This window comes from Sporosarcina sp. OR05 (assembly GCF_041414805.1).
Classification (GTDB): domain Bacteria; phylum Bacillota; class Bacilli; order Bacillales_A; family Planococcaceae; genus Sporosarcina; species Sporosarcina saromensis.
Genome location: NZ_JANKJL010000006.1, coordinates 107,423 through 119,648 on the forward strand (window position 1 = coordinate 107,423; position 12,226 = coordinate 119,648).

At 41.9% G+C, this 12,226-nt stretch carries 12 protein-coding genes; 2 read left to right on the forward strand and 10 right to left on the reverse strand.

The genetic code is table 11. The features are described from left to right. Positions 1-11 precede the first annotated feature (11 nt). A complete protein-coding gene (locus NRI27_RS11090) occupies positions 12-1,136 on the forward strand; it encodes a DHHW family protein (RefSeq protein WP_371390739.1) in 1,125 nt (374 codons plus the stop codon). A 39-nt stretch (positions 1,137-1,175) separates the two neighbouring features. Here the strand turns inward: NRI27_RS11090 and NRI27_RS11095 are convergent, their stop codons facing one another. The 4 genes from NRI27_RS11095 to NRI27_RS11110 all read right to left on the reverse strand — a co-directional run bounded on the left by NRI27_RS11095 (position 1,176) and on the right by NRI27_RS11110 (position 6,285). Then, positions 1,176-2,441: a DUF4179 domain-containing protein gene (locus NRI27_RS11095; RefSeq protein WP_371390740.1), complete on the reverse strand. Its 1,266-nt coding sequence runs from the start codon at positions 2,439-2,441 to the stop codon at positions 1,176-1,178. Next, positions 2,438-2,968 (reverse strand): sigma-70 family RNA polymerase sigma factor, encoded by a 531-nt coding sequence (locus NRI27_RS11100; protein ID WP_371390741.1) that lies wholly within the window; start codon positions 2,966-2,968, stop codon positions 2,438-2,440. Before NRI27_RS11100 ends, NRI27_RS11095 begins: the two co-directional genes overlap by 4 nt. 110 nt (positions 2,969-3,078) lie before the next feature. Next, positions 3,079-4,626: a malate:quinone oxidoreductase gene (locus NRI27_RS11105; protein ID WP_317945229.1), complete on the reverse strand. Its 1,548-nt coding sequence runs from the start codon at positions 4,624-4,626 to the stop codon at positions 3,079-3,081. A 249-nt stretch (positions 4,627-4,875) separates the two neighbouring features. Then, positions 4,876-6,285 carry a YfcC family protein gene (locus NRI27_RS11110; protein ID WP_371390743.1) on the reverse strand — a complete coding sequence of 470 codons (1,410 nt, stop codon included), beginning with the start codon at positions 6,283-6,285 and terminating at the stop codon, positions 4,876-4,878. A gap of 195 nt (positions 6,286-6,480) precedes the next feature. Between NRI27_RS11110 and NRI27_RS11115 the strand changes: the two genes are divergently transcribed. Continuing rightward, positions 6,481-6,846, forward strand: coding sequence for a DUF3889 domain-containing protein (locus tag NRI27_RS11115; RefSeq protein WP_371390744.1), 366 nt, complete (start codon positions 6,481-6,483; stop codon positions 6,844-6,846). Positions 6,847-6,865: 19 nt separating this feature from the next. Here NRI27_RS11115 and NRI27_RS11120 read toward each other — a convergent pair whose 3' ends face one another. The 6 genes from NRI27_RS11120 to NRI27_RS11145 all read right to left on the reverse strand — a co-directional run bounded on the left by NRI27_RS11120 (position 6,866) and on the right by NRI27_RS11145 (position 12,222). Further along, positions 6,866-7,000: an SDR family oxidoreductase gene (locus NRI27_RS11120; protein ID WP_371390745.1), complete on the reverse strand. Its 135-nt coding sequence runs from the start codon at positions 6,998-7,000 to the stop codon at positions 6,866-6,868. A gap of 314 nt (positions 7,001-7,314) precedes the next feature. After that, complete coding sequence (locus NRI27_RS11125; RefSeq protein ID WP_371390746.1) at positions 7,315-8,517, reverse strand: DUF4317 domain-containing protein; 1,203 nt, start codon at positions 8,515-8,517, stop codon at positions 7,315-7,317. A 165-nt stretch (positions 8,518-8,682) separates the two neighbouring features. Next, on the reverse strand, positions 8,683-9,192 hold the full coding sequence (locus NRI27_RS11130; RefSeq protein ID WP_371390787.1) for a YehS family protein: 510 nt from the start codon (positions 9,190-9,192) through the stop codon (positions 8,683-8,685). A 123-nt stretch (positions 9,193-9,315) separates the two neighbouring features. Next, positions 9,316-10,320, reverse strand: a complete 1,005-nt coding sequence (locus NRI27_RS11135) for a 3-oxoacyl-ACP synthase (protein WP_371390747.1) — start codon at positions 10,318-10,320, stop codon at positions 9,316-9,318. Next, positions 10,320-10,736 (reverse strand): MaoC family dehydratase, encoded by a 417-nt coding sequence (locus NRI27_RS11140; RefSeq protein WP_317945249.1) that lies wholly within the window; start codon positions 10,734-10,736, stop codon positions 10,320-10,322. The genes NRI27_RS11135 and NRI27_RS11140 overlap by 1 nt, the downstream gene beginning before the upstream one ends. Before the next feature lie 4 nt (positions 10,737-10,740). Then, positions 10,741-12,222, reverse strand: coding sequence for an o-succinylbenzoate--CoA ligase (locus NRI27_RS11145; RefSeq protein WP_371390749.1), 1,482 nt, complete (start codon positions 12,220-12,222; stop codon positions 10,741-10,743). Between the last annotated feature and the right edge of the window lie 4 nt (positions 12,223-12,226).

Genomic DNA, 12,226 nt, shown 5'->3' on the forward strand with positions numbered 1-12,226 from the left:
GGAGGATCTACGTGAAAACAACTAATCGACTACTCATTATTGGATTTCTGCTTTTCATCGGCAGCATCTCCCTGTTGCACGTTACGACGGAAGATCGTGCATTTTCTGCCTCTGAGAATCGGGTACTCGCCCAATTCCCGGACTTCTCATGGGATAAATTCCTCTCAGGCAAGTTTATGAAAGAATTCGAGACGTACTTGAGTGATCAGTTTGTGATGAAAGATTTTTGGACCGACTTGAAAGCAGCAACTGAAAAAGTAGCGCTCAAAAAAGAAAACAATGGCGTCTATTTCGGAAAAGATGGCTATTTGTTTGAACGATTTCCAGAGCCTGGTCAACAATTGATTGCAAACACCGAGCATCTTAACGATTTCGCAGATAAACTGCAAAACACTACTGTCTACGTCATGGTCGCTCCAACGTCTATTGCACTCTATCCAGACAAATTACCGAAATACGCGTACACAGCTCATCAGCTTACAGCCATTACTGCTATCCGTGACCAATTGGACAAGTCGATTCATTGGATAGATGTGTACCAACCGTTGAAAGAAGCAAAAGACCAATCCATCTACTATAAAACCGACCACCATTGGACGACCAATGGCGCTTTCATCGCTTATCAAGCCGCAGCACAAGCGATGGGGATTGAGCCCTATACGAATGATGCTTTTACCATTCAAACAGTAAGCAAAGACTTTTTTGGTACGTATGATGCAAAAGCAAATGACTTTACGACAAAACCGGATGAAATTGACGTCTTTTTACCGAAATTTGATGTGACGTACAGCGTTGAATTCGGAGATGATACACCCGCAATGAATTCGTTATACGAATGGGATTCGCTAAATACGCGCGACCAATACGCATTGTTCTTAAACGGTAATCATGGAAAAACGATCGTCCATTCATCCATCAACAACGGTCGTAAACTACTTGTTGTAAAGGATTCTTATGCACATGCCCTCGTGCCGTTTTTAGCAAATCACTTTGAGGAAATTCATCTGATTGACTTACGTTATACGCACGAGGACCTAGCCCGTTACATGGCGCAAGAAGGTATTCAAGATGTGTTAGTCCTGTATAACATTGCAACATTTGCTAACGACCCGAACCTCATTTGGCTCCCACAATAAACAAACAGGCATGCCCAATCACGCGGCAGCCTGTTTGTTTCATTTCACCTTAATATCTATCTTGTCATCATACTTTTTCTCGTAATGCATTCCTTCAATATACAAAGCGTCTGGCAGTTCATCTCCCTCAAACAACAAAATTCGTTCCTTGTAGTGATTGATCGTATCTTGTCTCACTGTTGTTTTTAACGGAATAAAGTCGTCATTCACTTGAATAGATACACCTTTTAACATGACATCTTCTGCTGTTGCAATTGTTACGTGAATGCCACCGGATGCTTTTTCCACTTTCTTGATGATTAATTCTTCCTCGTTAAGGAACAGTGATTCATCATTTATAGCATCGAGAGGAATTAGTTCGTTTACATCTGTATAACCGACAAACGTATCGACAACGACCTTCAACTCCTCAAGTTCTTCTGGTAAAGCATCATAGTGGATCTCAAATGATTGCCCATTAAGTGCTGTAGACGTGCCACTTCCTCTCCATTCAATCACTTTTCCGTCAGCCATCAATTGCACGCCTTCTAATGCAGACGGATACCGATCGAAGTTGGCAACTTTCAACTTACCGGTAACTGTCGTTCTACTCGGTGTAGCAATAATTTTATCAAAGTAAATGGTTCCTTGATCGACTTGAACTTTTCCGTTGATTGCTTGTTTCATAAACGTTTCCATCGCAGCATTCGGGTTATATGGAAACGTAATTGCCATGTCTCGAACATTTCCCATTTTTTGATTTTCGGTAAGATGAACCGTTAGCTTCTTAGCAAATGGACTAACTGGTTCAAACGTTTGCATCCCCTTTAACTCGGTTCCTTCATCGTTCAGTGAAGCAACGGAACTCACGATTGATGCGTCAGTCAACCTACCCGTAACCCTCGTAAAATAGTAGTCCGGATTAGCATTGACGCCAGCCGGATTGGTAATCGTGTAATAAAGAATAAATTGGTTTTCATCACTCAAGATGCCTTCTAGTTTTAAAGTAGAGCCATCTTGAAAGGTTAGCTTTCCATCGACAGGCTGTCCACGGCCTTCTTCATTTAGTTGAGACAACGTGCCTGTCATTATTTCATCAAAACCGAATAGCTTTTTCCCATAGTAAGCGAAAGCATTATAGTTATAGCTGACAACGGAAACGAGGAGAAGGGCCACAGCGACGGCGATCCATTTTGGCTTCGTTCTCTTCCTTCGCACGGGCGTCTGTTCCAATGCATACCGTAATCGATCTCCCAACTCAGCGGGTGCTTTCACTTCTTGCAGCCGCTCCTTTTCTTCTGCGAAGCTTTTTTCAAGTTCCGTCAAACTCCATCACCTCCAAATTGCTCGCGCATCTTCTTCAATCCATTAAACACCCTTGACTTTACAGTCCCTATTGAAACGTTTGTGATATTTGCGATTGTTACATAGTCCAAATCATGAAAGTACTTCAATTCAATTGCTTCTTTTTGTTCGCTGTTTACAACAGCTAGCATCTCTTGCAAATCCATCCGTTGTTCACTTTGCCGCATGACATCCTGTATCTTTCCTGTATGAAATGTCTCCTCTGCATCTCCCATCAAGACGACTTTTTCACGTTTCCTCAACATCTGCTTACACCGATTTACGAGAATTGTTTTGCTCCAACTATAAAAGGCTTCCTCTTTTTGCAGCTGGTGAATGGATTGATAGAGACTGACAATCATTTCCTCCATTGCATCCATTGCATCGTGTGGATTTTTCATATAGGTGAGAGCCAATCGATAATACGCATCTTGCTGCTCATGAATCAGTTGCAGCAATGCCTCTTTACTTCCTTTTTTCGCTTTTTTCACTAGACGAACAAACCCCATACCCTCACCTCTCCCCTATAAGAGTCATCTACTATGTAAAAAGTTCATTTTCATCCAACAAAAAACCGAGGTTCAGTTTAAATGACTGTCCTCGGTTTCTTAAAATGTACTTATTCTTCGTTTTCTACTTTGCCTTCAACGACAACTTCAGGGTCTGTTTCCACTTCTACTACTGCCGGTTGCTCGTTTAAAGAGAGTGCTTCTGCAGTAAAGCGGTGCACTTCTTCCAATAGTTCTGGATTGTCCGCTAGCGATTTACCGTAAGAAGGAATGATTTCTTTCAATTTCGGTTCCCATTCGTTCATACGTTGCGGGAAGCATTTCTTGAACACTTCGAGCATAACGTGAACCGCAGTCGATGCACCTGGTGAAGCCCCTAGTAATGCTGCAATTGAACCGTCAGAAGAACTGATTACTTCTGTACCGAATTGCAATGTTCCTTTGCCCGCTTCCGTGTCTTTAATAACTTGTACACGTTGGCCAGCAACTACAAGATCCCAGTCTTCGATTTTTGCGTTCGGAATGAATTCACGTAATTCTTCCATACGTTTTTCTTTTGATAGCATGACCTGTTCAATCAGATACTTCGTCAACGCCATTTCTTTTGCACCGGCAGCCAACATCGTAAAGACGTTATTCGGCTTGACCGACGTGATGAGATCCATGTTGGAGCCTGTTTTCAAGAACTTTGGTGAGAAGCCTGCAAACGGTCCAAACAGCAAGGATTTTTTATTGTCAATGAAACGCGTATCCAAGTGTGGCACCGACATTGGTGGCGCTCCTACTTTTGCTTTTCCATACACTTTCGCGTGGTGTTGCTCAACGACTTCCGGATTGTTACATACCATGAAAATTCCGCTGACCGGGAACCCTCCGATATGCTTACTTTCAGGAATACCTGTTTTTTGCAATAAATGAAGGCTTCCGCCACCGCCCCCAATGAAAACGAACTTCGCTTTATGAGATTCAGTGACTCCTTTGTCATTGCGTACTTTCAGCTCCCAAGAACCATCCGGCGTACGTTTTATATTGTCAACCGTATGTTTGTATTTAAGTTCAACATTTTTCGTTTTCAAATGATCGAACAGAATGCGTGTGAGCGCACCAAAATTGACATCTGTCCCTGTATCGATCTTCGTTGCTGCAATTGGTTCTTTCGATGTACGTCCTTCCAGGATAAGCGGAATCCATTCCATGAGCTTCTGTGGATCTTCTGAATACTCCATCCCTTTAAAGAGCGGATTTTGCGTCATCGCTTCAAATCGCTTCTTTAAAAATGATACGTTATCTTGCCCTTGCACCATACTCATGTGTGGCAATGGCATGATGAAATCTTCCGGGTTGCTGATCAAGTTGTTTTTCACAAGATAAGACCAGAACTGCATAGATAGCTGGAACTGTTCATTGATTTTAATCGCTTTGCTAATATCCACTGTTCCATCTGGCTTTTCTACCGTGTAATTGAGCTCGCATAGAGCGGCATGCCCGGTACCTGCGTTATTCCACTCGTTCGAACTTTCCTCACCTGCATTTTCGAGCTTCTCAAAAACTGTAATATTCCATTCCGGTACTAATTCTTTCAGAAGTGTCCCTAAAGTGGCACTCATGATTCCGGCACCAATCAAGATGACATCTGTTTTAGTTTCTCCGTTACTCATATATACCATCCTTATATTGTTGAATTTGCAGAAAGGATGCAGGCGCTCCTGTATAGGAAATCCCTATCCAAGATTTCACATCGTCGCAAACCTTTGCTCATTCAATTATATCACACTATATACCAATTATTTATCGTTAAAAGCTTCTATAATTATCTGAAAACAAACTCCTAAAAAATATAGCAGAACAATAAAGCCCCACACCCGCTGATCGGTGTAAGGCTTTAAAGAATCACTCGTCAATAACGTTTACTTCACGCCAATCATTACAGCAACAATTAAAGCGATGGTCGTAATGACTAACCAACCTGCGATTAGTTTCCACACAAACTTCACCCAGCGATCATATGGAATTCCTGCAACCGCCAAGTAACCCATTAAAGCAGCTGATGTAGGAATGATGGAATTTGTGACACCATCTCCGTATTGGAACGCCAATACGGCAACTTGTCGTTCAATTCCTAACAAGTCTGCCAATGGTACCATAATTGGCATTGTCGTTGCTGCTTGTCCACTTCCTGATGGGATGAAGAAGTTCGTCACGACTTGCACGAAGAACATTCCTACCGCATTCAATGTGCCAGGCAATGAACCGATTAACGCAGCCAAGCTGTTGATCATCGTGTCGATAATTAAACCGTTTTCCAACACGACTAGAATAGCGCGGGCGAAACCGACAATTAATGCACCGAATGCAACCAATTTCATCCCGTCTACAAACGAGTCAAACATTTTATTAATGCGTAAACCACCGATAATTCCAGCAGCAAACCCGATAATGATAAAGGATGCTGTCAACTCTGTTAAATACCATTCCCACTTAAAAACTCCATACATGTTTAAGCCTAATCCACCCACAATAATGAGTAAGACAAGTGCATGTCGGATATTAAATACAGGCAATGTGTTTGGATCTTGTTGCTCTTTCTGTTGCTTCGCTTTAAGTTCTAATTCATACACAATACTCTTTGTCGGATCTTTCTTCACTTTTGCTGCATAGCGCATCACGTAAAAAATGGCTAATGCCAAAATGAATACATAGACGACAAAACGGAAACCGATTCCACTGAATAATTGTAGCTCTGCCATCGATTGTGCGACACCTACAGTGAAAGGATTCATCATACCACCAATGAATCCACTCGCGGCACCTAAACTGATCATTGCCGTTCCGGTAATTGCATCATAGCCGATTGCTCTTGCAATTGCGATACCAATTGGAACGAAGATGATGCTTTCCTCTGACATACCTGTCGTTGCACCTGCAATGGAAAAGACAAACATCGTGAAAGGTATTAGCAGCTTTTCACGCCTTTCCAGCTTGCGGACAACTTTATTAATACCTGCTTCAATTGTTCCTGTTTCACGGATAATTCCAAAGGCACCACCGACTAAAAAGATGTAAAAAATAATGGTTGCGCCTTTTGACATCCCCTGTGGAATTGCTTTGAACATGTCGAAGAAGCTTACAGGATTGGACTCAATTGTTTCGTAGCTACCTGCTACCACAAGTGTTTTCCCATCAACTTCTACGCGATCAAATTGCCCCGCAGGTACAAAATAAGAAGCAACTGTCGCTAATATGATAATGATGAAAATGATTGCATATGTATGCGGAATTTTACTTCGCTTCTCTTCGTTCACACTTTGCTCATTCATAGGTTTCCCCCCTCGTCTTTATATAGTCGCTAAATGACTATAATCTATTATTCTATCAAATTCTCACTTCAAGTCAATTTGAAATTCACTACAAAATTTATATGTATGCATTTTAACGTATATAAATAGCATTAGATTTTAAAGAATGAATTGACTTATATAACGCATTCTACTCTAAAAGGAGCGTTATGATTTATGAAAAATCTTTTCATTGCCATCGGGTTTTTATACGCCACCTATGCACCGGAAATACCTTTGCTAACTGCATTCATTCAAATAGAAGCACCTGCTTATGCAAAATGGTCCCGACTTGCCCTTGTTGAAACGAAAAATGCTTATCCGAATGCTCAAATTGTCGATTACTTGTATAAAGGTACTACTGCAACAGATGATCTTTCGATTGCAACATTTCAACTTTGGTTAAAAGAAGGTGACACGGAATTTGGGGTCATTGTAACAGTTACCTATACTACGGCTACTGAGGAGTTCAAAAAAGTGGAGTTTGAAGAGTTTGCGCGCCCTGTATGGCAAGATATGCAAAAAACCCCCAACCGAAGTTGAGAGTTTTTCCATTCATCTATTACATTGCAACTGCAGACATACCGCCGTCAACGACAATTTGTGTACCTGTCATGTACTTGGAAGCATCAGATGCTAGGAATACACATGCGCCGACAAGATCACTTGGTTCGCCTAAGCGATTAAGTGGTGGCACCTGCTTTTGCTAATCCAAGTGCATACGCTTGTCCAATCCCTCTTGCACATCCTGTAACGATTGCAAATTTACCTTCTATGAAAAAATATTCAACATGCTGATCAATCCTTTCTTATAATAATCCGATTAAGATCCAATATGGAATTGCAAAGGCGCACAACTAACCCCCGCCACCCTTGCTTTTATTGAATTGACAAGAGAGATATTCCCGAAAAGTTAAACACATGTAAACGTAAAAAAGACAGTCGAACCTTATTTGGTCTGACTGTCTTTCGTAATTTTCAAGTTCTCTACTAGGCAGAGTAACTAATTTTTCACTTCAATAAATCCTCTGAGATCAGCTTAAATCCTTCAATCATCGCATCCTCTTCCACTTCAATGAGGATGCAGCTTCGCCCGTTCACATCAACTCGACGAACATAGCGCAAGTCTTGTGGACAGATAGATATATCTGCTACTTTCGTGCTGATTTTAATGGATTTTGACGTATAACTCGGGACAACATGCCCTGCATTCATTTCATACGTTTTGTCGTCGAGCACTTTTTGAAAGGCCATTTCCACCTTATCTGAATCGACATCTTTCACACCACTCGCCTTAAGGACACGCTCGACTTCTTTTGTATCTAATGTAGGTGTTGTCTCTTCCGCATCTTTATCCTCTTCATCCACTTCGAGCATGCTTTGGATTTCATCGTACACACTAGCAAGCGTCCGCGAATCGACTTCATCCCCGATCACTTCTTTTACAATTTCTTCAAAAACCGTCTTATCATCTTCTGCCGTCATCACTTCTTCACCGTTCAGCACATTCTCAATAAACTGGTAATTAGGCTTATTCGCCTTACCCGACGCATACAAAATATGATTCACGTCTGCCGCATTTGCCGTAAAGCAAGGGAATAAAAACCCTCCAATTGGAGACGTAATATTCACGACAGGGTCCACCGTCATACTCGATTTAAACTCTCTTTCCTGAAAATCAAAGATCAGTGAACGCTTCGGCAAATCAGTCTGATTCATACTGCACAAAATGAACGGCGTCGTATACACTTCGTCCCGAACGGCCGTTTCAGACTCGTCTTGACTCCGTTTCGTCGGTTTAAAATAATTCCCGCGAATGAAAGTAATAACCAAATCCTTCTCATAATGATCGTTTTGTACCATCTTTAACGCTAAGCGCTGCATATCTTCTTTCCATTGCGTTACGTCATCAGCATGAAGACCGTCATACAATAGTTTTTGTGCATGCTCCTCATTTTCCGCCTCTTCTTCCGATTGGCGTACAAACTTCACTTCAAACAGCTTCACACCTAGTTTACCACCGAGCACTTTTTTAAAATTGGTAAAAAACAAGTCCTGTTGCTCTTCATCCAACAAAGAAAATGATTGGCTCTCTTCGTGGTAGATGTCAGTACTTTCCGCCTTAATATATACATTATAAATTGTCGTGATTTTTAACAAATCCGTACCTTGCTTAAAATGTTTACGAATGTCTGCAATATCCTTCTTATTCATCAGTCCACCAACTCCTCAGATCATATATAACGTTTATCCATTCAACTTCAGCACAATAAAAAAGAGTAACCAAAGCGTCTGCTTTCGATACTCTTTTATTATAACAATGAACGAACGAAACACCTACATGCCAAAATACACTGGATCCGTTTTATGTTCAACCAATTAGGAGCGATACTTCAATGCCAAACCTTTCAAGAAGTTCCGAGCATACCGGTCACCGCACTCTTTGTAATTTCGGTGCCCTTCTTTTCGAAGGACAGCACTTAATTCGCTTTTGGACAGATTCACGCCTGCTAGCTGTAACAGCTCAATCATATCCTCACTTGTGAGAGATAAAGCGATCTTCATTTTCTTCAACAAGATATTGTTTACATTCCGGTGGTCATTTGCCATTAAAAACTGCTTTTGTCCATTCGTAGGTGCATCTTCTTGAACGCCTCTTTTTAACGTTACTAATCCGTTTAAAAAGGCCTCCAATGTTTGGATGTCAATGGTTTTAACAAATTCATTACTCTTTTCCTCGCCAACGACAGGCACTTTCGCCAACATTTCACGTACTTCCTCCGTTGTCGTTTCCACACCGCCTAGCGCAAAAATCTCCACCATTTCTTTGTCCTTTATATCAAGTGCATAACGCAGCCTGTTTAAAATGTCATTTGTTTGCATACAGATCACCTCGTCCTTTCCCGTTCGAACAGTAGTTATCAGTATAATGCTTCCGTGTAACCATTGTCCAATGAGCAAGTGAAAGACCTCATCAAATGACGAGGTCAATTCAAACGTATTCTCTACTTTTTACTCGCCAAGCCATCTAATGACAGTGGCAGCCCATGTGTAGCCTGTACCGGCACTTACGGCTACGGCAAGGTCACCCTTTTTCAATCGACCTTCTTGTTGCGCTAGATGGAGACCAACGCACGGATCGAGTGAGGACATATGACCGTGATGGCTCAAATATATTGCTCGTTCTTCAGGTAGTTCGAGTGCACGCAGAAGTTCTCTGAACATCGATCGTTTTGTATGCAGAGGCAATAGGAGGCTAACGTCTTGAGGTGTATGTCCGCTTTTTTGAAGCGCTTGTCGAATGACTTGTTCAAAGTTTGAAATGGAAACAGGGTCTAACCGTTCTTTCATGGATTGAGGATCTTTTACATCAATATAATGCAAATTCTTTTCAACCGTTTCATGACTAGCAAAATGTTTTGATCCTCCTGCTACCGCGCGGACATCATCATGAAACGATCCATCCGTTAAAACTGCACTCGCTAACACTTCACTTACAGATGAATTTCTTGTTACTAAAGCTGCCGTTCCACCATCTGCAAAATTAAACATGAAACGCGATCTCGGATTTGTGTAGTCCACGATTTGCGATTCTCTACACCCAGCAACAAGCAACACATTTTGAATGGAAGAATCAGCTACAATCATATCCTTGGCTACTTTTAAGGCGATCGGAAAACAAGAACTAACATTCATGATCTCAAACGCATACGCGTTCGTAGCCCCTAACGCATGCTGGATTTTCGGTGCACTTGACCAAACAGTATAATCTTTATGAGGACTTCCAAAATAGATGACAACATCGATTGCCAAAGGGTCAATCCCTTCCAACGCCTGTTTACCTGCAGCAATTGCAAGGTCGGATGCGTGAAGGCTGTCATCCGCTACATGTTTTTGCACTAACCCGAATTTCTCAACGATAACCTGCTCTGGTATGCCCGTTTTCATGGCCAAATCTGCCGCTGTCTCTACTGTGGAAGGGAAAAAAGCCCCTGTCGACTGAATCCCAACGCTCATCAAATCACTCCTCCTTCTAGTGGCACTTTCATTTTAGCTGTCCCGGTCAATACAGTCTGCTCAGCCTGATTAAAACACTCCGTCAATAGTGTTAAAATTCTTCTGTGCTCATCAATTTCCAGGACAGTCGCTTTTGCTGTTATCGTATCTCCGATAAAAACCGGAGCCGTAAAACGAATACTTTGTTCTACGTAAACAGACCCCCTCCCTGGAAGATGGACGCCAAGCAACTGGGATAGTAAACTCGACGTTAACAGACCATGCGCAATCCGCTCCTTAAACCTCGTTTGTTTGGCATATTCTTTATCCATATGAACAGGGTTGAAATCACCACTAATCCCGGCAAACAATACGACGTCTGTTTCCGTTATTGTTTTACAGCACGACGCTTGCTGTCCAATTTCATAACCGAACACTTCTTCACCCTCTTTTTAGTAGTTGTGTCTTAAGAATTTTCCCTGTGGCATTTTTCGGCATTTCATTTAAAAACGTCACGTGTTTTGGTATTTTGTACTTTGCTAACGAACTTTTACAATGCGCTAAAACTGCCGCTTCTGTTAAAACGCTTTCATTTCCTAGGACAATAAATGCTTCAGGAACTTCTCCCCAACGTGGATCGGTGTTTCCAACGACAGCCACTTCCAACACACCTGGTATCTGACGTATTACTTGTTCCACTTCCAATGGATAGATGTTTTCCCCTCCCGAAATGATCATTTCTTTTTTTCGCCCGACAATGAATAAATAGCCTTCTTCGTCAGTCCTGGCAAGATCACCTGTGAACAACCAACCGTTTTTAAGTGTTTCATTGGTCGCTTCTGGGTTCTTCCAATATTCTTTCATAATGTTGGGCCCTTTCACGGCAAGTTCTCCAACCTCACCTGGACCGACTGCATTTCCATTTTCATCGACGAGTTGATACGCTACAAACAAGACCGGTTTACCAATGGACCCTCTTTTTCTAGGAGCATCCTCTTTTGAGAGCATGAAAAGTGTAGGGGATGTTTCGGACATCCCGAATCCTTGACCAAATAGGAAGCCCTTCGCAAAATACGCGTCAATGAGTTCACGTGGACAAGGGGCTCCGCCATTATAAAACCAGCGGACTGTGCTCAAATCGGTTGTATCGAATGAAGGACTCATCAGTAGTGCCTGGTGAATAGTCGGTACGCCCATCACAATTGTCACATTGTGCTCCTCTATCATCTGCAATGCTTTTTCAGGATCAAACTTGCCCGGAATGACGATTGTTCCACCAGCAAACAGCGTCGGAAGGGCAAATAAGCCAATTCCACCAATATGAAAAAGAGGCAGCAATACAATGCTTCGATCTTCTGCAGTCAAATTAATCGCAAGCTTGTTATTAATAGCATTCCAAAACATATTTCGTTGTGTCAGTACCGCTCCTTTCGGCTTCCCTGTTGTGCCAGACGTGTAACAAATAATGTAAGGCGCTTTTTCATTGATTTCACTAGTAAAAATAGGAACACTTTCAGTTTCAGCACATACGGTTTCCATTGTGAGATAGTGCTCCAACGCTGTCTGCTCAACGAATGAATGTATGAACTGTTCATTACCTGCTTCATAAACAAGAAGACTCGCGCTACTATCATTTAATTGATAGACAAGCTCTTTTGCACTTAACCGAATGTTGAGCGGTACTGCCACGCATTCAATTTTTGCAATTGCAAAGAGAAGAACGATGTATTCAAGCCGATTTTGGGATAAAATTGCGATTCGTTCACCTTTCCGCTCACATAAAACTTCTTTCATCTTCCACGCCGCCGTGTCAATCATAGTATTCAATTGTTCGTAGGACACTTTTTCTTCATCTGTAATGATTGCTGTACGATCTGGTTGTATGAGTGCCCATTTTGCGATCCAATAGGCAATCCCTTCCATGAAA